Source organism: Tolypothrix campylonemoides VB511288_2, from assembly GCF_045999855.1.
GTDB lineage: Bacteria > Cyanobacteriota > Cyanobacteriia > Cyanobacteriales > Nostocaceae > Scytonema > Scytonema bouteillei_A.
On the sequence record NZ_JBFPMW010000003.1, the window covers coordinates 991618 to 1016182 of the forward strand.

Genomic DNA, 24565 nt, shown 5'->3' on the forward strand with positions numbered 1-24565 from the left:
TTTGCGTCTTTGCGGTTCAAATAAAAAAGCAATCTTTAAGCAGGAAAGGAGTCAGGGAACTGCAAAATAAATTATCCCACCACATGGGACACCTTAAGTAATCATTCCCCATCGATAGGAGGTAGGGAGTTCTCCTCGTTGTAGCAAGTGGTGTTGCAAAGATCGCAAAGTTAAGAGAAAAGTCCCACCAACCAGCCCCACTCCCTAATTAATAAGTTTTATTAATCAATTTTATAAACTTTAATAAACTTAACAATCTTGATAAAGCAATGTAACTTAATGTAAATTTAGGTTAAGGGTGACGAACCACCCCATACATACATAAATCATCATCGCAATTATAAAACCATGACAGCAACCTTACAACGCGCTCGCAGCGCCAACGTATGGGAGCAGTTCTGTAACTGGATCACCTCCACCGAAAACCGCCTTTATGTCGGCTGGTTCGGCGTATTGATGATCCCTACACTGCTCTCCGCAGCCATCTGCTTCATTATCGCATTCATCGCTGCTCCCCCTGTAGACATTGATGGTATTCGCGAACCTGTTGCAGGTTCTTTACTCTACGGCAACAACATCATCTCCGGTGCAGTTGTTCCTTCTTCTAACGCCATCGGTCTTCACTTCTACCCTATCTGGGAAGCCGCTTCTTTAGATGAGTGGTTGTACAACGGTGGTCCATACCAGTTGGTGATTTTCCACTTCCTGATTGGCGTATTCTGCTACTTGGGTCGTGAGTGGGAATTGTCCTACCGCTTGGGTATGCGTCCTTGGATCTGCGTAGCGTTCAGCGCACCTGTAGCAGCAGCTACCGCAGTGTTCTTGATCTACCCCATCGGTCAAGGTTCTTTCTCTGACGGTATGCCTTTAGGAATCTCTGGAACCTTCAACTTCATGTTGGTGTTCCAAGCAGAGCACAACATCCTCATGCACCCCTTCCACCAGTTGGGTGTAGCAGGTGTATTCGGTGGCTCCTTATTCAGTGCAATGCACGGTTCCTTGGTAACTTCTTCCTTGGTACGTGAAACAACCGAAACCGAATCACAGAACTACGGTTACAAGTTCGGACAAGAAGAAGAGACCTACAACATCGTTGCAGCACACGGCTACTTCGGAAGGCTTATCTTCCAATACGCATCATTCAACAACAGCCGCAGTTTGCACTTCTTCTTGGCAGCATGGCCAGTGGTAGGCATCTGGTTCACCGCACTGGGCATCAGCACCATGGCATTCAACCTCAACGGCTTCAACTTCAACCAATCGGTAATTGACTCCCAAGGTCGCGCTATCGGAACTTGGGCAGACATCCTCAACCGCGCTAACCTCGGTATGGAAGTGATGCACGAACGCAACGCTCACAACTTCCCTCTCGACTTAGCTTCTGCTGAAGTTGCTCCTGTTGCTATCAGTGCTCCTGCTATCAACGGCTAAGTTTAACGGAATTCAAGTTTCTCTTTCGATGTTATGAGTGCTTAACTAAGGTTATGAACAGCGCTTCTGAGATGAAGCGCTTTTTTTTTGTTTTATTTTGGGAATACTGAGAAAAAGAAAATTTCATAGATTTGAAATTAATTTAAAGCATGAAAGTATTTCATTTTCTCAGTTTTGCGGGGCTGTTTATCGGTGGATATCTAGCATTCCCTAATGTCAGCTACGCCCAGGTTTCAGCTGATGGATCTCTTTCCACAAACGTTACCTCGCCTGATAGTCTTCAATTTACAATAACGGGGGGTAGTCGAGTTGGAAATAACCTGTTTCATAGTTTTAGTCAATTCTCATTACCAACAGGTGGTTCTGCCATCTTTAATAATGCTTTAGACGTACAAAATATCATTAGTCGAGTCACTGGTGGCTTTCCTTCCAATATCGATGGGATGATTCAGGCTAATGGCAGTGCGAATTTCTTCCTAATAAACCCAAATGGAATTATATTTGGTCCCAATGCCCAACTGAACATTGGTGGTTCATTTTTTGCTACTACCGCCAACAGTCTTAAGTTTGCTGATGGAACAGAGTTAAACACATCCCTATCCCAAACTCCGCCTTTGCTAACTGTTAGCGTTCCTATAGGATTACAGTACGGTCAACCAAGAGCGATCGCAGTACAAGGAGCAACTCTTTCAGTACAACCCTCTCAAACCCTAGCACTGATAGGAGGTGAGGTGATTGTAAGCGGTGGTAAACTCAGTGCTGAAAGCGGTCATGTTGAATTGGGTGGAGTTGCAGGTGCAGGTATAGTTGGGATAACAGCGACAGGTACCCAGTATCAATTCATTTTTCCTCAAGATTTGACTAAAGCTAATGTACAACTGACCGATAACGCTTTAGTCACAACCAGTGGTGATGGAGGCGGTAGCGTTCAACTTACAGCTCGGCAAGTTACAATACAAGACTCGCGTGTGGAAGCCAACACCTTAGGCTCTCTTTCCGGAGCCAACCTGATTTTAAACGCTTCTGATGCCGTTGTTGTATCGAGTTCAAGCACTACTGGTACATTTGATAGCGGTTTATTTGCGGAAAACAGCGGTCATGCAGCTAGCGAAGGAATTACGATAACGAGCAATACACTCTTAGTTGAAGGTGAGGCTCGAATATCAACCGCAACTTCAGTAGATTCATCAGGACAAGGGGGAAATATAACTGTTAACGCTTCTCATGCAGTCGAGCTATTTGGTGTTGATTCACGCGATTTCTCTTTATTTACAGGCTTGTTAACTGATACAAAAGGAAGTGGTGTTGGCGGAGACTTAACTGTTAATACGGGAGAATTAATTATCCACGATGGAGCACAGTTAACCACTACAACCTCAGGAAATGCACGAGGTGGAAATTTAACAGTTAACGCTCGAGACATTGTAGAACTTATCGGAGTTTCTCCTTCCGATCTTCTTGCGAGTGGTTTGTTTACCACAGTTGAAGCTGGTAGCGGAAATGCTGGAATTTTAACCGTGAATACAGAAAGATTAATGATTCGCGATGGCGCACAAATTTTTGCTGGTACTAGCAATACATCAGAAGGCAATGGTGGAAATATTGTTATAAACGCTACTGATTTTGTTAGTATAAGCGGTGTTTCACCTATTTATAAAATTCCAGGTGGCGTGTTTAGCAATACCAATCCTGACACCTTAGGGAACGCAGGAAATTTAACAATTAATACCAACAAACTAATTATTAAAGATGGAGCAAATATTGCTGTTGATACTTTTGGTTTTGGAAAAGGAGGAGTGCTAGAAATTAATGCTACAGATTCCGTGCAGCTATTGGGACAGGGTTCTCTCAGGGAAAATCCACTAGATCCCAATCAACTTATTCCAACATTTAGCAGCCTATCAGCAAGCGTGCTTAATCTTGATAATATCCAAGATGCCACAACGATATCAATTAATACTGGAAAATTGTTAGTTCAGGAAGGTGCAAGAATTAGCGTTGACAATGAGGGCTTGGGTAAAGGAGGTAATATTAATATTCAGGCTCGTTCGGTAGTACTAAATAATCAAGGAAATTCTCAGGAAGATGCAGGAGGAATTCAAGCCACAACAAAATCGGGTGAGGGCGGGAATATCACGATACAAGTCAAAGACCTTTTACTCATGCTGAACGGCAGTAAAATTCTCACTGACGCTACAGGTGGTAGTGGTAATGGCGGCAATATAAGCATCAAAGGCAGTATACTAGCGGCTTTTAACAACAGTGATATGACTGCGAATGCCATTCTCGGACGCGGCGGTAACGTTCAAATCCTCACTCAAGGAATCTTTGGGACTCAATTCCGTCCTGCATTAACTCCAGACAGCGATATTACCGCTACTTCTGGATTTGGCCTCAGTGGGGTTGTAGTTATAAAAACTCCGAATATCGATCCCACAAAAGGGATTATTAACTTACCAGAGCAGCTGACAGACGCCTCTACATTAATTTCTCAAAGTTGCGGACGAGATAGCAAATCTAGCAGTTTAACCATCACCGGACGTGGTGGATTGCCAAAAAGTCCGGAAGGATTGCTCAGTAGTGACGTAGTTTGGCAAGATATTGAGACAACACCAGTGCAGCTCGGTCTTAGCCCAAAAATAATAATGACTTCTACAAAGACAGCACAATCTGCTCCCCATGAAATTTCCGAAGCCCAAGGGCTTGCAGTCAATTCTCGAGGAGAGATTTTTCTAACAGCACAAGCACTAGATGTAACTCTACATAGTCTTTGGTCTACTCCTCCTAGCTGTCATTCAAGTTCTCAATAAAACCAAAGAGAAAAATTTGATTGTAAAGATTTAATATACCAAAAATCATTGTAGCTAAATCTATATAGATATTTTTACAGATTTACTTAAAGTTATATACTGGTATAATTTTATATTGATAAAAGCAAAATTGCTTGGTATGTAAAGCATCGAAAAATAAACTCATTACTGTTATAAATAAATAAACAATATTCAGAATTTTGTTTAAATTTTGAATTAAGATAAAAATCTAATATTCGGTATTTTAGTTATGAATCAATAAAGATTTTTTTCAAAAAAATGATTTACAGTGTAAGAGTTTCAGGAGAAAATTTCAATAAAATCTTTCTGTTCCCTATCTAAAATAAAAATGCAGCTTAATCATTTTGAATCAATCAAATCTGATTCTCAAAACCTCATTGAAGATCTGACTGATGAAGAGTTAGCAGCTTGTGTCGGAGGTTGCGATCTTTCCGTAACGGCTAGCTCGCAAGAGGTTGTCAATGTTCCACTTGTTGAAGGAATTCCCGTTCTTGGAGAATGCGTTGTTAAAGCCAGTTTTCTCGGAATCCAATACGATCCGAATGGTTCCCGACGTTCTGTCGCAAGCGATCGCAATATCAAAGAAGCAATCTCTGAAGTCAATACTCAAGAAATTCTCCATGGGATTGTCAATTTGCCCATCACTAGCTGGCAATATAAACATCAGGATGCTTCAGTTCGCCATATCGGTCCGATGGCGCAAGACTTTGCTGCAACGTTTCAAGTCGGTGACAGCGATCGCACAATTAATATTGTAGATGGCATGGGAGTTTCCCTCGCAGCAATCCAAGCACTCTACCAGTTAATACAAGAAAAAGACTCACAACTTAGCGAACTGCGAGCAGAATTACACCAACTCAAGCAACATATTCATTCTACGGTCTCCAAATAGATTAGATCTATCCCCCCGAATCCCCTGATGGATTGGCTGCGGTGATGTACACAAGTCTTATATAGTGCATTCATTGCGGTTTCGATCCCCCCTAACCCCCCTTACAAAAGGGGGGAACTTAATTCTAATTCTCCCTTTTCACGATGTTTCATCTCTTTTCTAGAGATCTGTATACCACCGTAGGATGGATTTGGGGGAGAAAAGCTCTTGAGTGTTTTGGAGAGGGAGCTAGAGTGGAGTCGTGCGATCTCTGTTCTCAAACTGCATAATTTACCAAGCTTTCATTGATAAATATTTAAAGTCCATTACACTAAACAATACTAACAACCTGTGGATGTGAAAGCATTTGCAGGTTTTCTTCCGTTGGGGAACAGAATAAAACTGATATGTACTTGAGGAAGCGTCAGCCGTGTACTACGAGCCTCCCTTATCCAGTCCCGGCTCAATTAACATTCTCTGCCATTGTGGCATTTAATTCGTCACAAATGTATCAGCTGTTTCCACAAACGTGTATTTTTCCAAGAAATACTTATCTATTGGCTTGTGATTCTCTCTATATCGGTAACTGTGAATCTGCAACTCTAGAGTATCTTTTACAATACTTCCTTTATAGTTAATCTTCGTTAAGTCAAACTCCATCCAACGCTTTTCTTTACCATTTTCTAAACAACTGCATTCAAAGTTAAACTCATATTTTACTGAGAATTCTATGCGATCGCCATACACTTTATACTTCCCTGGTCTTATATTCGGATTGCTTTTGTCAAACCACTTGATAATTTCTTCTACTTCTCCACAAGTTACACAGCAGATGACCGTTCCATTACGGTAGAACCTCAAACAACTCGTATATACACCTCTGTCTTCTTCATCTTCATAATATGAAATATATAAACCGTCGTACCTTAACATGAAACGAGTTGCCTCAATCTGTCTGAATGGAAGTCATTACTTAATATTCTACATCTGCATTATCTAGCGTGAATATATTTACCCGCTCGTAAAGTTTTTTAAAATACCTTAAATTGTATCTATTTTTGCAACAAAAAATTGCAAATTTTTGAAATTCGTAAAAGAGCGATGTCGCCCAATTTTTAGAAAAATATAATGTAAACTGCTAAGTAAGTGGGTACAAAATAAACATATCTATGTAAAATTCTCTAAACTACTAACAACTCACGAAAGTGTAAGTACGTTCTTTACGTTGAATACATTAAGCCGCAGGTTACATCCTGACCTCTCATTTGACACTATATTTAGAAGTAACCGATTAGATTTGTGTGTACACCGCAGTACCAAAGGGAGGATGCGCGATCGCACGGTTGAAGTATTTCTGTATTTTACCAAGTGAAAATCTGCTGTATATTTCAACAACAAAACCAAAGTTTTATATTTTTTCCTAACTTATATAAATATGCCTATCAAACCTAAATTTAAAGACCACTTTCATGTTGAATTATCTCCTCCAAAGAATGTGTATCTTTTAAGTGAAAAGGGGCATTTTGTCTTAACGGGACGCTTGTATTATCTGTTAGCACCTTTATTAAATGGGTGTTACACAGTTGAAGAAATGAACAAGCATCTGCAAGGACAAGCATCCGTTGACGAGATTCTCTTTGGTTTAGAACAACTAGAAAAAAAGGGATACATTACCAATGCAAGTAGCACACCGCCTCCCGAAGCAGCATTTTGGAATCTGCTTAATAGAGATGCAGACCTAACCGCTCAACGCTTCCAACAAGTTAAAATTGCGATCGCAACTTTTGGTAATGTCACAGCCGAGCCTTTAAAAGCTATTTTGGAATCTCTAAATATTCCTGTAAGCGATTCAGGTGAATTGACTGCTGTTCTCACCGATGATTATCTCCAACCCGGTTTAGGAACTTTTAACCGAGAAGCTTTGCAAAGTCAACGCCCTTGGCTCCTCCTAAAGCCAGTTGGTGGTACGATTTGGATCGGTCCAGTTTTTCGACCCGGTTATACGGGATGCTGGGAATGTCTGGCGCAACGGCTGCGGTTAAATCGGGAAATCGAATCTTTTCTTCAAGAACAAAAGCAAACTCTTGAGCCGTTTCCGATCTCTCGTGCTGCTTTGCCTTCTACTTTACACACGGGACTGAATATTGCAGCAACTGAAATTGCGAAATGGGTCAGCAATTCAGAACAGCACTCTTTAGAAAAGACTCTGCTCACCTTCGATCTCGTTAGCCTCAATCTACAACGTCACATTTTAGTTCGTCGTCCTCAATGTTTTTGTTGCGGTGAACCTAACTATTTTGTCACCAAAGGGCTGCAACCATTGGAATTAACCAGCCGCAAGAAAAAGTTTACTGACGATGGCGGTTTTCGTCACTGTTTACCTGAAGAAGCGTTTCGATATTACGAACATCACATCAGCCCGATTACTGGGGTCATCAGAAATCTATTTCAACCCTTTGAGACAAACCCTCTCATTCATGCTTATGTTGTAGACCACAGTTTTCCTAGGGAAGGTAAGGAGTTAGAGCATATCAGGAATGCTGTTCGCCCAAAAAGCTTTGGTAAAGGAAAAACCGCAGCACAAGCAAAAATGAGCGCTTTGGGAGAAGCCATAGAGCGGTATTCAGGAACTTATACTGGAGATGAATTAAGGGTGAAAGCCACTTATGCTGAATTGGGAGAATTGGCAATACATCCTTATAAGTGCATGCAATACAGCATAACTCAGTACCGCGATCGCCAAGTATGGAACCAGCAACACCACATTAACCAATGGATACCCGAACCATTTGATGAAAACCGAGAAATTGAATGGACTCCCATCTGGTCTCTCACCCATCAAAAATTCAACTATTTACCGACCGCCTACTGTTACTACGGCTATCCCCTACCTGACGACTACAACTTTTGCTATGCAGATACAAATGGTACGGCTGCTGGAATTTGTCAAGAAGAAGCTATCCTTCAAGGATTTCTGGAGTTAGTAGAACGGGATGCAGTAGCAATATGGTGGTACAACCGTTTACACAGACCGCTAGTTGATATAGATAGTTTTGAAGATTCTTACTTGCGGAACCTAAAAACTTACTATACATCGATCCAGCGAGAGTTTTGGGTGTTAGACCTGACCACCGATTTGAACATTCCTACTTTTGCAGCTATCTCCCGACGCCTAAATCAACAATCGGAAGACATTTTATTTGGATTTGGAACTCACCTCGATCCAAAACTCGCTTTACTGCGTGCTGTGACAGAAATGAATCAGATGGTGTTTCTTTCCGGGGGTGCGAATCCTAATGTTCCAACCAAATTCTCCCGTCAGGATATACAAACTTGGTGTAGAACCGCAACTATAGAAAATCAATCATATTTAGCGCCTAATAGCAATTTATCTGTGAAGGTGCAAGGAAATTACGCTCCATATACCGGGGATGATTTGCGAGATGATATTCAGACGTGTATTGATGTAGCTATAAAACACGGGCTAGAAGTGCTTGTCCTCGATCAAACCCGTCCAGACATTGGTATATGTGTTGCTAAAGTTGTTGTTCCCGGTCTGCGTCACTTTTGGGCGCAGTTTGGTTTGGGTCGGCTTTATGATGTACCTGTGAAGTTGGGTTGGATGCAAGAAGCATTAACGGAGAACGAGCTCAATCCAATTCCCATGTTTTTATAAGGGACTGTCTGGAACCGAGTTCACACCTGTTCCAGACAAGAGCATAAAAGATTGATCTCGATCGCCAATTTACGACAACTTAGCCAAATGGTCAGCCAGACGAAGAGTCAACGCAGCCAGTGTCAAACTCGGATTTGCAGCTGGAATAATGGGAAACACAGACACATCACAAACATACAGATTATCATACGCCTCCATTTTCAGATTTTCATCCACCACACCCGTGCGATCGCGACTCATCCGCATTGAACCACCCGCGTGATGTACCGTTCCTTCATTTCCAAAATGCATTCCATCATTGGGGTTGTGAGGTGCTTGTAGAAATTCGAGGATACTATTGCGTAAATCCCGTACTTCATTAAACAGGTTTGAGCCGGAGAGATTGCGGTTTACCATAACCCCCAACTTTTGTCCTTCACCCCGTGGAAAAACCCGGTTGCGGTCATCAAGCGGACTGGCAAAAACAAATTGCAGGCGAACTGTTGTCTTTTGATCTTTTGCGACTTCTTGCTTCCAAATATCATCATCTGCGTGTGCTACATCCCAATACTTTGGATTGATTAGCAACTCAACATTGTAAGGATGTTCGGTAGTCGTTGCCTGTTTGTGGTACATTAGTATCTTGGCATGATTTTCAAACCCGTTATAAGGGCTGTTCGCGTCCAGCTCGTAGGTATTTGAGAAAAAAGCAGGATGGTCTGTCAAACCTACACCGATTTTTTGATTGGGATCGGAAAGCTGACTGCGTATGGCAATTCGTGGAGTCTCCAAAGAACCAGCCGCCAGCACAATACGCTTTGCGCGATAACGCCGTTGCTGATTGCCTACCAAATCTTGACATACAACAGCAACAGCTTTGCTACCATCAGTTTCTATGTGAGTCACCAAGTGATTTAAGTTGACCGTCAAATTATCTCGTCCGACCGGACCGTTAAATGAAAGAGAATCCAGTAGCAATGAGGCTGTAGAAAAAGTTCCCGTAGACGCTTCGATAACATTTTCCAAACTTCCTTGATTGTCTAAATTGGGTTGATGGCGCGATCGCGGCAAATCTTCCACTTTATAATCTGAAAATGTACTTTGCAATTCCCGAACTATACGATTTTGGAAACGACCGAGAGTTTTTTGTTTCCGCATCAGTTTTTCCGCACGGTCATATCCCTGAGGGCTCTTTAAGTATTCTCCAATACTTTCTGGCCACGCAAGAATTTCCCAATCATGCATGGGTGGAATGAGACCCGACCAAAAGATAGAGCGACCCCCAAAGTTCATCTGTACGCCGAACAAGAACTCAGATCCTGGCTCGTTTGTAAAATGTCCTACTTGATGATGCGATGCAAGCCGAGACCAATCTCCGGGAAGGTTTGTCATGTGTGTGGGATAGAGCAAACTTCCTACTTCTAGCACAAGCACGCGCTGACCGCTGTCGGAGAGCGCGTCAGCTAGAATCCCGCCGCCCATACCCGATCCAACGATTGCAACATCATATTCAATCGTCTCATCAGTATTTCTCGGAATAGCATCTTGCTGAAGCTTACTATCGTCAGTTCGCAAATTATCATAACCGTGTAAATATCGGAGTGGAACTGAGGCAAAAGAAACATTTGCTTCTGTAAAAATATGTTCGCCAAATGGCTGTAGTTGAATGTCCTCTCCTTCCATCCAGACCTGGCGATCCAGTACAAACTTTATCTTGAAACCGTTCCGATACTTGGATTCCTCTAGAAAGAAGACCCATTCGCCATTGTAGTATGCTCCATATATGTCTTGCCACCAACCATCGACATTGTTGCGAATTGTTACAAGATGGTTGGGGCGGTAGTTTTGGGTGCGAAATTTCACGTAAAACTTCTGGACAGGAGCAGCAATAAACGATCTAGCTCCTATGACTTGGTTTGCAACTGCTGTTTCAAGCTCCTGCAAAGAACCCGCCGACCCACTGTGGTAAGGAACGAAGTCCATCTTTAATAACCTCCTGTTGTCGAAAAAGCGGTTACTTGTCCCGTAGGACTGAAGTTCCATCAAAATATACATTATGGATATAGTTGCCGCAATTAAGTACTGATTCACTTGTATATGGCAAAATCACGCAAGCTTGAAGAAACTTTATCTGTCTTGACTCAAATTCGAGAAAATCCACTTGATGAGCGAGCGATCGCGATTCTGCGTCAAACTCTAAAAAGCAAATATTCTATAGCTGTTGCACGCGCTGCAAAGATAATAGGAGAATTAGCAATCTCAAACTTGCTCCCCGACCTTGTTGAAGCGTTTGAGCGAATGATGGTCAACCCAGCACAAACAGATCCGGGTTGTGTTGCGAAAAAGGAGATTGCAGAAACGCTCTACCGCCTTGACTCCCCTCAGGAAAGTCTTTTTCTTCAAGGAATTCATCACATTCAAATGGAACCTGTTTGGGGAGGAAAAGAAGACACAGCAGCAATTTTGCGCGGAATATGCGCTTTAGGTTTGGTAAGGATGAATTATCCAGATGTTATGAACGAATTAGCAGATTTACTCGCCGATTCAAAACCGGAAGCACGAGTTGCTGCAGCAAAAGCGATCGCTTATACTGCGAATGCTCAAGGAGTACCGCTACTGCGTTTGAAAGTTCGCATGGGGGATAAAGCACCTCAAGTTCTCTCGGAATGCTTCATTGCTCTATTACAACTTGCTTCCGTACAATCGCTACCTTTGATTGCAAGTTTTCTTGTAACTTCAGAAGAACAAGTTTGCGAGCTTGCTGCTTTAGCGCTTGGGGAATCGCGATTAAATGAAGCGTTTCTTATTCTAAAAAATTGGTGGGAGAAAACAATAAACGCACAATTGCGTCGAACAGGGCTGCTGGCGATAGCAATGCTGCGACAAGATTGCGCCTTGGAGTTTTTATTATCTTTAATAGAAGAAGGAAAAATTGTAGACGCAAAAGATGCGATCGCAGCCTTAAGTATCTACCGAGAAAATACTGAATTGTGGCAGCAAGTTAAAAGAGCCGTTCAACACAGGGGAGATGATGCAATAATAAAATATTATGCTCTTAATAATAATTAGTCAATGCAATTCATGTTTTCTTAAAAATAGATGAGAATTTTAAAAAAAAATCTAAATTTTAGATATAAATAACTTTGTAATAGTTTTACTAGAAAAACTACAATCCAACCTCTTGACATAAAGTCAAGGGATTAAGATTTGTATAATATTGTTTTTATAGTTAAACTTTTGGAAAGAATTCAAACATAGTCAACAAAATTTTACATAGTAATGATTATAAAAATGCATGGAGCCACCAAACACATTCAAAAATCTACAGAGTCTGGCTGTTTAACCCAAAGAGAGATATTAGCAACCAAGGCAAATTTACTAATTGTTGATGACCATCTCGATAACCTTCGGATACTTGCTGCGATCCTTAACAAACACGGGTATAAAGTTCGGAAGGCGATGAGCGGTCATGTGGCAATAGAAACTATTCGAGTAGAAAAACCCGATCTAATTTTATTAGATATAAAAATGCCAGATATGGATGGATATGAAGTTTGTACTGCGCTAAAAAACTCTTCAGAAACCAGTGAAATTCCGATTATTTTCTTAAGCGCCTTGGATGACGCTACAGATAAAGTGAAGGCTTTTGAAAGTGGATGTGCAGACTATATTACCAAACCTTTTCAGGCTGAAGAAGTTTTAGTGCGAATCAGCCATCAACTCACAATTCAAAAGCAACGACAAGAGCTTTCCGCACAAAACCAGAGATTGCACGAAGAAATTCAAGAGAAAGAACAAGCAGAAGCCGAAACTAAACTGTTGTTGAAAACAATTCAAGCAGTCAGTCAAGCATCTAATTTTGACCTTGCTCTTGATGCTATTTTATGTGAAGTGCGTCAGGGGATCGCTTGGGACTATGCCGAAGTTTGGATTCTCAGTGAAGATGGCACAAATTTGCAATTAAGGCGAACTTCTTATGACTCCAAACAGGTACAATTCAATCGCTTTCATAAAGCCAGTTCCCCTCTAAGGTTTGCACCTTATATGGGCTTAGTAGGACAAGTTTGGGAATTTTTACAACCTGTATGGATTGAGGATTTAGCACAGGTGCAACCACCAGTATTCTTACGGACTGAAGCAGCGATCGCATGTGGATTAAAAGCAGCTTTTGGTGTTCCCATTCTATTGGACCAACAGCTACTGGCTGTTTTAGTTTTCTTCAAACAGTCCCAAATCCCCTATGAGTTCAAAATCGTCCAGCTCGTCAATGCTGTTGCGCTTCAGCTTGGTGAACTCATGCAGCGCAAGAAAGCAGAAGAATCCCTCAGACAAGCCCATCAAAAACTCCAACGGTTGGCTAATTTGGACAGTCTAACGCAAATAGCAAACCGTCGTTGTTTTGATGAAGCCTTCAGTCAGGAATGGCGGCGATCGCGGCGCGAGGGAACTTTTTTAGCATTAATCCTGTGTGATGTAGATTACTTTAAGTACTACAACGATCGCTACGGACATCAAGCAGGGGATATATGCTTGAAACAAGTAGCCCAAGCCCTTGCTAACAATAGCAGACGACCTGCGGATTTGGTAGCTCGCTATGGAGGGGAAGAGTTTATCGTACTTTTACCCAACACCGATTTAAATGGAGCCGTTCACATTGCACAAAAAATTCAAACAGAAATAGCGGCTCTGGGTATTGCTCATGAATCTTCCCTTATCAGTCAAGTTGTAACCATAAGCATGGGTATTGCTTGTGTTGTTCCCACACTAGAAAACTCACCGGAAAACTTAATTGCTACAGCAGATGAAGCACTGTACGTTGCAAAGGCAAGAGGGCGTAATACTTACAGTATCAGTTATTCTAGATGAATTATTTGACTCGCTAGACTAAAAGCAATGAGCAATCAACCCCCAACCTCTCATATTCAAAATTTTAAACACCGCGTAGGTTATATGTCCCTAAGTTGGGTGCTCGTTATTCCATTCGTGTTACAGATGATTGCTGCAACAGCGCTAGTTGGTTACCTATCATTTAAAAATGGACAACAAGCAGTTGATGAGATAGCCAATCAGTTGATGAGCGAGGTAGGGTCTCGCGTTGATTTGTACCTCACTAACTATTTAGCCACCCCACCACTAATCAACCGTATAAATGCTGATGCTGTTCATTCGGGGTATCTAAATTTCCAGAACCGTCCGGCGTTGGAACGTTATCTTTTTAACAAACTCCTGCAATTTGAAAATGTTAGCCACGTAATGGTGGGTACAGCACGAGGCGACTTCATTGTTGCCAATCGGAACCCCCTACTGAGTATCTTGAGTTCCGATCCTGCAAACCCTAGCGTAATATATTACGACGCTGTAGACCGTAAGGGAAGAAAACTCAGTCGTCTGAGAACAATGCCACAATTTTATCTCAAACAACGGCCTTGGTACCGCGCCGCTGTTGAGGAGGGAAAGCCCGTTTGGAGCCCAATTTTCCTGCTGTCTGATAATTCAGATATGTCCCTCAATGCCAACTATCCCATTTACGAGCCAAAAACAAAAAAACTACTTGGTGTCTTCTCTAGTGCTTGCGATCTGTCCTTCTTTCGGAAATTTTTAGCCAGTGTCAAGGTTGGTCAAACTGGAAAAATTTTTATTGTTGAACGTAACGGACTTTTGGTAGGAAGTTCAAGCGATCGACAGCGGCTTCCCTTCAAACAACAAAATGGAAGTCACAAGTTCGAGCGAATTAAAGCAACTGAAAGTTACGACACTTTAATTCAAGCAACCAGTCAATATTTACAAGACAAGTTTGGAAGTTTTAAAAGTTTTCAAAAAAGTCAGCAATTGAGTTTTTGGAATCGCAATCAACGCCAGTATCTACAAGTTATTCCCTATAAAGATAAACTAGGTCTAGATTGGGTGATTGTTATTGTCGTGCCAGAATCAGATTTTATGGCACAAATTAATAATAATACACTTATTACTATATTATTATGCCTAGCAGCAGCTTTTTCTGCTACAGCCATTGGAGTCATTACATCTAACTGGATAACTCGTCCTTTAATAAATTTGAATGCAGCTGCCAAGAAAATTTCTCGGGGAGATTTTAATTATCCGATGACTGTATATCGAGAAGACGAATTGGGAGAACTAGCAAATTCATTTAGAGATATGACAAATCAACTGCAAGCCTCATTACTTGCATTACAACAGACAAATGTCGAATTAGAAAGACGAGTTTGCAAACGAACACTGGAATTGCAACTCAGTGAAGAACGATTAAAACTAGCACTTGAAGGATCGGGAGATGGGTTTTGGGACTGGAATTTAAGTACGAATGAAGTCTACTTCAGCCCTAAATACTTTGAAATGCTTGGTTACGATGCAAGAGAATTCCCCCAAAATTTAAGTACATGGGAACAACTGGTTCATCCTGAAGATAAGGTTTGGGTGAAAGAAATCTTACAAGCGCACCTAAAAGATTGTTCAGTTCCCTATAGATTTGACTATCGACTTCAAACCAAATCTGGTGAATGGAAATGGATTGCTGACTACGGTAAAGTCGTTGTTTGGGATGAAAATGGGAAACCTTTACGAATGACAGGAACGCATCGAGATATTAACGAGCGCAAACAAACTGAGGTTGAACTGCAACGAGCAAAGGAAGCTGCAGAATTCGCAAATCAAGCGAAAAGTATTTTTCTGGCAAACATGAGTCACGAACTCCGGACACCCTTGAATGTCATTTTAGGCTTTGCTCAAGTTATGAGTTATGACTCATCTCTAACACCAGAACAGCAAGAAAACTTACAAATTATGCATCGTAGCGGCGAGCACTTGCTAAGCATCATCAATGATGTTCTTGATTTATCTAAAATCGAAGCGGGACGAATCATATTGGATGAAAGTAGTTTTGACCTTCATGCTTTACTGTATTCTTTAGAGAGTATGTTCCGTCAGCGAACTGAAGCCAAAGGCTTGCAGCTTTCCCTTCAGATTGCTTCAGATTTACCACAATTTATCACCACTGATGCTAACAAACTCCGGCAAGTCTTGACAAATCTACTGGGTAATGCAGTTAAATTTACTCCAAAAGGTAGCGTAATTCTGACAGCAACAAGAGGAGCAAAGAAAGGGCAAAATCAGGTCGATAACGAAAAATCTATAGTGTTCGAGACTCTTGTGTTCTCTGTTGTAGATACCGGAATCGGGATTGCATCACACGAACTTGAGACTATCTTTGATGCTTTTATCCAAACATATTCTGGCAGATCCTCGCAAGAAGGAACGGGGCTGGGATTGACCATTAGCCTCAGATACGCACACTTAATGGGTGGTACTATTACGGTAAGCAGTACTCCCGGTAAGGGTAGTACTTTTAGTGTTGAGGTTCAAGCTCAGTTGGCAAAAGCATCAGATGTGTCACCCGCGCCGATTCAGCGTCGAGTCATCGGACTAGTGGATAGACAACCAGCTTATCGAATTTTAATTGTAGATAACGATCCTGAAAACGGTTACCTGCTGTTCAAGCTACTGACTCAAGTGGGGTTTGAGGTGCAAGTAGCCAAAAATGGAGAAGAAGGTATCCAAATTTGGCAAGAGTGGCGACCACATTTAATTTGGATGGATATTCGTATGCCTGGAATAGATGGGTATCAAACAACACAACGTATTCGTTCGACTCCAGAAGGTCAATCGGCGATCGTTATTGCTCTATCTGCTAGGGCATCAAAAACCAGTCGCACCCTTGCCCTCCAAGCAGGATGTAATGATTTTATCTGCAAACCCTTCCAAGAAAGCGAGCTGTTTGCCAAAATGGAAGAACATTTGGGAGTGAAGTATATATATTCAGATGTAGTTTTATCTTCGGGTTTCCAGAGACAAGAAAAACCATTTGCTTGTGCTTCACTCACAGCTGAGAATTTATCGGTGATGCCTGTTAATTGGATTGATGATTTACACCAAGCAGTACTCTTGTGTGATGATGATGAAGTGTTATCTCTGATCGAACAAATTCCTCAAGAGTACGCATCTCTGATAACTGAGTTGAAACAGCTCACTCGTAACTATCAATTTTCGGAAATTTTGAAACTTATTGATAAATAAGGTGTGTTTTGCTACAGTGACTGACGGTAACTCCTTGGAGTTTGCCCCGTCCATCTCTTAAATGCTCGGTTAAAAGCGCTCGGTTCCGAAAACCCTAACAAAAAGGCTATATCGTAAATCGGAGTTTCTGGATTCTTTAAATGTCGCAAAGCCAACTCTTTACGGGTTTCGTCAAGAATTTGTTGGTAAGATTTCCCTTCAGTTTGCAATTCTCGCTGCAATTGGCGGACACTCATGGCGAGAGATTGAGCGATCGCTTGAATTGATGGTAGCTCCCCTTTAAGTTGTTGCGCGATCGCTTGTACCACTTGTCGAGTATATTTATCCTCTCGCACTATTGTATTGAGCATTGCCTCTGCATGCTGCTCAAAGATCGATAAAAGGTTCGAGTTAGCTGATAAAATAGACCAATCCAAGCAATTGGCATCAAAGATCAAACGGTTTGTAGGCATTGAGAAATGTACATTCGTCTGAAAGATGCGATCGTGTTCGGAAGTATTCACGGGGCGTGGATACCCAAACCAAACAGCGTGAAGGTGAAGTTGCTTTCCTGTCAAAACTCTTGTTGCTGTCAGCAAAGATGAAAAAGTACTTTCAATGGCTTGTCGGGGTTCTGTTAACAAGTAGTTTTTTAAGTCGCCCGCAATATCGCAGTCGCAAAACACCAAACCCTCAGATACAGTGAAGTGAATATACACACCTTGGCTAAACAAATGGGTATATCGAGACAGCTTTTCCAAGACTTGCTCAAGTGTTTGACAGTTCACCATAACATAGCCGAGAATGCCAAACGCTGCCAAATTAAAAACTTCTCCGAGGTGTAAGCCCAGATTTTCATCCCCTGTACGCTGAATTGCTTCCCGCCACACCGCACTGTGAAGTGTACCGGGAATTCTCTCATCCGGTTGGTTCAGCAGGATAGTTTCGATTCCCGCAGCCGCACACAAACTATCTGCATCGACTCCGTATTTTGCAACTGCATATTGCATAATGCTGCGGGTAAGGTAAACAGAGAAAGTGGCTTCTTTCATCTTGTCGCGATCGGTTAACTTCTTGGCAGGATATGTCAATTCACAATAAGGCAGAACCCCTATTCTTGAACTATAGCCAAGCAGCAATGCATCCGGTAATACAAAGGTTCAGACACAATTTTAACCCAAAGGAGTTTTTGTGATGATGGAATTGACAAATGTTCAAAGCCAACCTACTCAGTTAATTGCAACTCAACAACCAGAAACCATTGTGAATTCAGTTACGGGCGATCGCATGACTGTTTTGCATTCAAACCCCACGGGGGAAGGAGAATACTTTAAAGTGCGCTTTGACCTACCCCCCGGTGCAAAAGGTAGCCCGTTGCACTATCACACCAAGATGGGTGAAACCTTTACCGTATTGCAAGGATGTCTGGAAATGGAGGTTGGAGGGAGAGGTAAACGCCTTACACTACAAGCCGGAGAGAGCGTGTATGTTCCTCCTCGAGTGCAACACAGTTTTCGCAATGCTTCAGAAGAATGGGTGACCTATACAAGTGAAAATACCCCTGCAGGACAGTTTGAGCAATTTATCAGAGGGTTGTATGGTTTGGCAATTGATGGCAAAACCAATCGTGAGGGAATGCCTAGCAATCCCTTGCACCTAGCTTTGTTATTAAGGAAAGCTGACACTATCCTTGTTGGTCCGCCACGCCTCGTGCAAAAGTTACTTATCGACACTCTAATTCAGGTAGCGCTTTGGCTCGATAGCGAGCAAGCGATCGTTAAATACTGGAACAAAAAAGGATAAAGTATCGGAGATCAAGGATGCAAGAATTCAAGTTGTCTTCTTCATTTAAAGATAAGTGAGACAACTTTATCTACCACTAAAGAAAATTTGGGCGGAACATCCTTTCTTGGAAGCCTACAGATTTCTTGAACAGACACTTTTCTCCTTGATACTTTATTAACTTTAAGCAATTTTTACAATTTTTTAAAACGATGACAATCAGCCCAGCAACTTGTGTTATCCTTAATTCACAGGATTTATATTCGGTTTTGCAGTTTGTCTCATGGTACTTACAAGCGTAATCTCCGAATCTAACTCTCATCGCCAATTGATTCAGGAGATGTTTTATGTCAATTTACGTCGGTAATTTATCGTATGAAGTTCAAGAGAACGATATCAGACACGTTTTTTCAGAGTATGGAACCGTAAAAAGAGTCCAATTACCCGTAGATCGGGAAACAGGTCGAGTGAGAGGCTTTGCCTTTGTAGATATGGGAACAGATGCAGAAGAAACAACAGCTATTGAATCGCTTGATGGGGCTGAATGGATGGGTCGGAATCTAAAAGTTAACAAAGCTAAGCCACGTGAAGACAGAGGTTCTTCATACGGTGGTGGTGGCGGTAGACGTGGAAATAACAGTGGTGGTTATTCCAGACGCTACTAAAGCTTGAGAACAAGAATCAAATAACTGTAAAGTCGTGGGCAGGCACAAAGCCTGCCTTTTTTGATAGATTTTATTCTTACTCACCAGTCATTATTCACTGGTTATCGGTTACTGTAGCGAAGTGTCTCTGAAAGAGGAGAGCCCCTATATTGGTTAGCAAACAAGAGAGTGCTAGCAGTAACAAAATATAAGTGGGAGCCATGACTATGCCAACTGCAAACCAGGTGTATACGTGCAATACCATGATTAAAGCGAGAAGAGTGGCAACTCCTGCAGATCGCCATATTTGATGTGTTGGGCGATCGAACGCAGTGAGAAGCATTGTAACGATTGTGGCAACTAGGTTAGCTGGTACTAGAAAGGCACAAAGACTGACACAATTGGTACGGGAAAGCTCAGCTAAGCTGTTTAAATCAAGCATTAATGTTCTGGGATGAATGTTAACCTAGACCAGAAAGGCACCCATGCTGAGAATAGAGGGCAACAGAGCTTAATTTCCTAAACTCCCAAGTGCTTTTTCAACTGCATAGTTCTTTTTGCCTGCCTGTACTAGATATAGAATGTTTAACATATTTATAAAATAAGGAAGTGCTCGCTAGCGTGCTTAATTAACAAAATAACGATTAAGTTAACATAAGTTAAATATATTAAATATTTTTATTATTAAGCCTTAAAAAGTCATCTACTTATATTGTATGTGATATCATGTGTGAGTTTACCTACGCGATCGTTGGAACTGGTGCATTGGGTGGCTTCTATGGAGCCAAACTGCAACAATCTGGGTTAAATGTCCACTTTTTGCTCAAAAGCGATTGCGAACACGTCAGGCAACATGGCTTAGTTATAAAGTCAGTGGATGGCGACTTTACATTACCTCGTGTCAAGGCGTATTCTGATGTTCAAAAGATCCCAGCCTGCGATGTCGTCGTGATTTCACTGAAAACGACGCAAAATCATTTACTACCACAAATATTACCTTTTGCAGTCAAGGATACTGGGATAGTGCTGGTTTTACAGAATGGGTTTGGCATAGAAGCAGAAGTTGCTCAAATTGTTGGTAGTGATAAAGTCATAGGTGGGATATGCTTTTTGACTGCAAATAAAATTGCGCCCGGATACATCCGTCACCTCAGCTACAAAAACATCATACTTTGTGAATATACACAAAACTATCATCCAGGTGGTATCACAGAACGCCTGCGACAAATAGGAAAAGATTTTGAAAATGCTGGCATTCCTGTTGAATTAGATGAAGATTTACTTTTGGCTCGTTGGAAAAAACTAGTATGGAATATTCCATATAACGGACTTTCTGTGATTCTGAACGCAACAACAGCAGAATTAATGGCGTCTCCTGACTCCAGCAAGTTAGTTGAGGAACTTATGTATGAGGTGGCGACGGGCGCAAAAGCTTTAGGACGCACGATTCCTGACACTTTCATTCAAAAAATGCTCCACAATACAGCCAAGATGACACCATACTTAACCAGTATGAAAATAGATTATGATGAACGCCGTCCTATGGAAGTAGAAGCCATTTTTGGAAATCCATTGCGGATGGTACAAGCGGCTGGTACCAATCTCCCTAAAATAGATTGTCTTTACCAGCAACTAAAGTTTTTAGATGCGATGAGAACTGCAAGATGAGGGATGGACAGCAAGCCTTCCCGAAGTATGATGTCCGAGCAAACGATCGCAACCCCTGTGACAGATGCCTTATATGAATAAAATTACTTATATTTTTGGTGCATTTGTAAAAGTTTAGAAAATGCGATCGCCAAATCGCACTTCTACTATATATAAATTATTGGGAGACTCTAGGCTATGCGGTGGGAATTTGGTCGTAGAAGTACCAATGTTGAAGATAGGCGTGGAAGTCGGATTTCCGCACCTGTTGTCGGGGGTGGTATTGGGGCAATTGTTTTGTCATTAATTGTAGCGTTATTAGGTGGCGATCCCAGCGTTATTTGGGACCAAACACAAGCACCAAGCAGCCCTAACTCAGAGTCTACTCAAACAGAACGTTCTGCAACAAGCGACGATCGCTTGACTGATTTTGTTTCAGTTGTCCTAGCAGATACTGAGGATACCTGGAATAGCCTGTTTCGGCAAATGGGACGAACTTATGTAGAGCCAAAGTTAGTGCTTTACTCTGATGCTATTCGGTCTGCTTGTGGCTATGCGCGATCGGCAGTAGGTCCTTTTTATTGTCCTGCGGATCAAAAACTTTATATTGATTTAAGCTTTTATAGAGATTTAAAGAATAGATACCAAGCTCCTGGAGATTTTGCTCAAGCATATGTTATTGCTCACGAGGTTGGACACCACGTTCAGACTCTTATGGGTATTTCTGACAAAGTTCGTGCAGCACAAAGTCAAGTTCCTCAAGAACAAGCCAATCAACTTTCCGTTCGCCAGGAGTTACAAGCAGACTGTTTTGCTGGTATTTGGGCACATCACGCCCAGCGATCGCGCCAGGTTTTAGAAACAGGTGATATTGAAGAAGCACTCAATGCAGCTAGCAGTCTTGGAGACGATCGCTTGCAAAGCCAAGCGAGAGGATATGTCACCCCAGAATCCTTCACACACGGCACTTCGGCTCAGAGAGCGCGTTGGTTTAAGCAAGGTATTCAGACAGGAGATCCCGCCCAATGCAATACTTTTGGAGTGGCAAGCCTCTAAAACAAGCCTCTAAAATACGAGCTGCGCTACTATATTTTAGTACTCACCAAGCGGTGTTTTGTCTACCTAATTCCATAGGACAATGCAACTCCAAGATTACAACCCCAGTGGCGTAGGTCAAATAAATGGTAACCTCCTAGGGTTACCATTTGATTACGAGTCAGCGAAACTAATAGTCTTTGGCGTACCGTGGGAAGTGACCGTTTCCTATGGTGCAGGTACTGCTAACGGACCGCAGCGCGTTCTTGATGCCTCAACGCAACTGGATTTGTTCGATATCGATAATCCTGATGGATGGAAACAGGGAATATTTATGGTGGAAATTCCCCAAGATATTCTTGAGAAAAACGCGTATTATCGCGATCGCGCAGCAGAAATTATCCAACGTCTAGAGCAAGGCAAACCCCTGACAGCAACACCAGATTTAACACCAGTCCTGACAGAAATAAATCAAGCTTGCCAACAAGTCAATCAATGGTTGTTTGAAAAGACCAAAGAAGCAATAGATAATGGCAAACGAGTTGCTGCGATCGGCGGGGATCACAGTGTGCCATTAGGATATTATCAAGCATTGGCAACTGCCTATCCCAACTTTGGCATTTTACACATTGATGCCCATGCAGATTTACGCGATGCGTATGAAGGATTTGAGTTTTCTCATGCATCCATCATGTTTAATGCCATGAAAATCCCGCAAATTTCCAAGTTAGTGCAGGTTGCTTTGCGCGATATCAGCCATGATGAAGTGCAAACCATCGACCGCTCGAACGGTAGAATTGTTGCCTATTACGACCCAATTATCAAACAAAAACTGTACTCTGGCACAACTTGGATTGAAATGTGCCGGGAAATCATCAGTCATTTGCCCGAACAAGTCTACATTAGCTTTGATGTTGATGGTCTCGATCCCAAACTCTGTTCGAGTACGGGAACTCCCGTTCCTGGAGGGCTGGAATTAGAGCAAGCTTTTTTTCTGTTCCGTGAATTAGTTCATAGCGGTAGAAAAATTATTGGTTTCGATCTCTGCGAAGTAGGTGATGCAGAGTGGGATGGTAATGTTGGTGCTCGTATAGTTTACAAACTATCAAATCTCATGGATTTATCACAAAAAAGTTAGTTATTGAACCGGGATTTCATATTCTATAAAGACAAGTGAGCCTTTGGGTGAGAGAAGAATGTTCATTCACTATCTTCAAAGCAGCACAAGATTTTCATTGGCTGCTTTGAACTTTCACTTTGAACATCAAATCATTAAAGTCTTTATCTCCCCCACCGAGGGTATCCTCAAATGCCAATTGATTCTTGCCAAGTGACTTGACGTGCTCGATCTTATCGGGGTTTCCCGTTCCGTAGCTAAAGAATGCTTGGAGAGAGGAATTGCTCGTTTTATTGCTAGATATGCTGTTGAGGTACTCTTGCGCCGTACCATTTGCAATTAGGTAAGGAGCATATAAAGCTCCACCCTCGAGTTGAGAGATGAGTTGACCTGTATTTCGATTTAGCTCTACCTCCACCCGTTGTTGAAGCGCTACTTGAACGTAACCTTTTTCGCCTGGAGGAATTAATTTGCCTGTTAAAGAGTCAAAAACTGCTCCATCTATATTAGCAATTTTGTAGAATCCTACACTATTATTGTAAGCTGCATGACTCTTAACGTCATAGAAATTGACAAAGACTTTGTTATCAATCTGACCATCTTTATTAAGGTCAATCTGACGCAGGTCAAGCAATGGCGCTTGAGAGTCTTTTGAAGGATTTAACACATTTATAATCTCTGGATCGACGATTGTGGTTTTATCAGTGACATGGCTTCCTGAAGTGTTACGCGGGGTATCGAGCGCTGACTTAATACTCTGAGTGATGTTCTTGCCACCGTTTAATAATACAGAAGCAATATTAGTGCTGGAGTCTTTAGTGTTTGATGAAAACTCAATATTATCAAAGCGAGTAGGCTGGTTGTAATCACTGAGATTGCCTGAAGAAGACTGTTGGAAAGTTGTTGAAGTATAACTGCCCCCAGTACTTATATTTTCAGGGCTAGATATAGGACTACCAGAGTTTATCTGAGGGGAAATATCCGGTGAAACATGATTTAACGTATCACCATTTCCTGGTGAGTTATTTGGAATTGTGGGGTCGGGATTGGAAGTTGGTGGTAAACCTCCATTAGTATTGTCAGTATTGCCTTGGGTATCGCTTGGAAGTGTAGGGTCGGGATTGGAAGTTGGTGGTAAACCTCCATTAGTATTGTCAGTATTGCCTTGGGTATCGCTCGGAAGTGTGGGGTCGGGATTGGAAGTTGGGGGCAAACCTCCATTAGTATTGTCAGTATTGCCTTGGCTATCGCTCGGAAGTGTGGGGTCGGGTTCGGAAGTCGGTGGTAAACCTCCATTAGTATTGTCAGTATTGCCTTGGCTATCGCTCGGAAGCGTGGGGTCGGGTTCGGATGTCGGTGGTAAACCTCCATTAGTATTGTCAGTGTTACCTTGGCTATCGCTCGGAAGCGTGGGATCGGGATTGGAAGTCGGTGGTAAACCTCCATTAGTATTGTCAGTGTTACCTTGGCTATCGCTCGGAA

At 42.0% G+C, this 24565-nt stretch carries 17 protein-coding genes; 12 read left to right on the forward strand and 5 right to left on the reverse strand.

Features of this window, described 5'->3' with window-relative positions; all coding sequences use genetic code 11:
- Positions 1-348: 348 nt before the first annotated feature.
- From psbA to AB0756_RS12730, 3 genes are all read left to right on the forward strand, one after another.
- Entirely contained in the window at positions 349-1431 is a 1083-nt protein-coding gene (gene psbA / locus AB0756_RS12720; RefSeq protein WP_038077620.1) for a photosystem II q(b) protein, read from the forward strand.
- Positions 1432-1580: 149 nt separating this feature from the next.
- The gene (locus tag AB0756_RS12725; protein WP_050045439.1) at positions 1581-4241 is read left to right on the forward strand and encodes a two-partner secretion domain-containing protein; all 2661 of its coding nucleotides are present in this window, start codon (positions 1581-1583) and stop codon (positions 4239-4241) included.
- Between the two features lie 349 nt (positions 4242-4590).
- Positions 4591-5154: a tail fiber domain-containing protein gene (locus AB0756_RS12730; protein WP_050045440.1), complete on the forward strand. Its 564-nt coding sequence runs from the start codon at positions 4591-4593 to the stop codon at positions 5152-5154.
- A 471-nt stretch (positions 5155-5625) separates the two neighbouring features.
- Here AB0756_RS12730 and AB0756_RS12735 read toward each other — a convergent pair whose 3' ends face one another.
- On the reverse strand, positions 5626-6066 hold the full coding sequence (locus AB0756_RS12735; protein WP_038077621.1) for a hypothetical protein: 441 nt from the start codon (positions 6064-6066) through the stop codon (positions 5626-5628).
- 502 nt (positions 6067-6568) lie between these two features.
- On the opposite strand from AB0756_RS12735, the gene AB0756_RS12740 reads away from it, so the two are divergent.
- Positions 6569-8809: a TOMM precursor leader peptide-binding protein gene (locus tag AB0756_RS12740; protein ID WP_038077623.1), complete on the forward strand. Its 2241-nt coding sequence runs from the start codon at positions 6569-6571 to the stop codon at positions 8807-8809.
- Between the two features lie 69 nt (positions 8810-8878).
- On the opposite strand, the gene AB0756_RS12745 is transcribed toward AB0756_RS12740, so the two are convergent.
- The gene (locus AB0756_RS12745; protein ID WP_038077625.1) at positions 8879-10771 is read right to left on the reverse strand and encodes a GMC oxidoreductase; all 1893 of its coding nucleotides are present in this window, start codon (positions 10769-10771) and stop codon (positions 8879-8881) included.
- 114 nt (positions 10772-10885) lie between these two features.
- On the opposite strand from AB0756_RS12745, the gene AB0756_RS12750 reads away from it, so the two are divergent.
- The 3 genes from AB0756_RS12750 to AB0756_RS12760 all read left to right on the forward strand — a co-directional run bounded on the left by AB0756_RS12750 (position 10886) and on the right by AB0756_RS12760 (position 16879).
- The gene (locus AB0756_RS12750; RefSeq protein ID WP_038077627.1) at positions 10886-11857 is read left to right on the forward strand and encodes a hypothetical protein; all 972 of its coding nucleotides are present in this window, start codon (positions 10886-10888) and stop codon (positions 11855-11857) included.
- 210 nt (positions 11858-12067) lie between these two features.
- Positions 12068-13654 (forward strand): diguanylate cyclase domain-containing protein, encoded by a 1587-nt coding sequence (locus AB0756_RS12755; RefSeq protein ID WP_050045441.1) that lies wholly within the window; start codon positions 12068-12070, stop codon positions 13652-13654.
- A 27-nt stretch (positions 13655-13681) separates the two neighbouring features.
- Entirely contained in the window at positions 13682-16879 is a 3198-nt protein-coding gene (locus AB0756_RS12760; protein WP_050045442.1) for a response regulator, read from the forward strand.
- Between the two features lie 11 nt (positions 16880-16890).
- On the opposite strand, the gene AB0756_RS12765 is transcribed toward AB0756_RS12760, so the two are convergent.
- Complete coding sequence (locus AB0756_RS12765) at positions 16891-17910, reverse strand: AraC family transcriptional regulator (protein WP_038077630.1); 1020 nt, start codon at positions 17908-17910, stop codon at positions 16891-16893.
- A gap of 142 nt (positions 17911-18052) precedes the next feature.
- Between AB0756_RS12765 and AB0756_RS12770 the strand changes: the two genes are divergently transcribed.
- Positions 18053-18661 carry a cupin domain-containing protein gene (locus AB0756_RS12770; RefSeq protein ID WP_237265793.1) on the forward strand — a complete coding sequence of 203 codons (609 nt, stop codon included), beginning with the start codon at positions 18053-18055 and terminating at the stop codon, positions 18659-18661.
- A gap of 326 nt (positions 18662-18987) precedes the next feature.
- Positions 18988-19305, forward strand: a complete 318-nt coding sequence (locus AB0756_RS12775) for an RNA recognition motif domain-containing protein (protein WP_038077635.1) — start codon at positions 18988-18990, stop codon at positions 19303-19305.
- Between the two features lie 94 nt (positions 19306-19399).
- Here AB0756_RS12775 and AB0756_RS12780 read toward each other — a convergent pair whose 3' ends face one another.
- Positions 19400-19726, reverse strand: coding sequence for a hypothetical protein (locus tag AB0756_RS12780; protein ID WP_038077637.1), 327 nt, complete (start codon positions 19724-19726; stop codon positions 19400-19402).
- Between the two features lie 284 nt (positions 19727-20010).
- On the opposite strand from AB0756_RS12780, the gene AB0756_RS12785 reads away from it, so the two are divergent.
- The 3 genes from AB0756_RS12785 to speB all read left to right on the forward strand — a co-directional run bounded on the left by AB0756_RS12785 (position 20011) and on the right by speB (position 23104).
- Complete coding sequence (locus AB0756_RS12785; RefSeq protein WP_038077640.1) at positions 20011-20952, forward strand: putative 2-dehydropantoate 2-reductase; 942 nt, start codon at positions 20011-20013, stop codon at positions 20950-20952.
- Positions 20953-21129: 177 nt separating this feature from the next.
- The gene (gene ypfJ, locus AB0756_RS12790; protein WP_038077643.1) at positions 21130-21987 is read left to right on the forward strand and encodes a KPN_02809 family neutral zinc metallopeptidase; all 858 of its coding nucleotides are present in this window, start codon (positions 21130-21132) and stop codon (positions 21985-21987) included.
- Positions 21988-22069: 82 nt separating this feature from the next.
- Entirely contained in the window at positions 22070-23104 is a 1035-nt protein-coding gene (gene speB / locus AB0756_RS12795; RefSeq protein WP_038077646.1) for an agmatinase SpeB, read from the forward strand.
- 94 nt (positions 23105-23198) lie between these two features.
- Here speB and AB0756_RS12800 read toward each other — a convergent pair.
- Positions 23199-24565 (reverse strand): DUF4114 domain-containing protein (locus tag AB0756_RS12800; RefSeq protein WP_408019895.1); only part of this gene is annotated, 1367 nt, incomplete at its 5' end.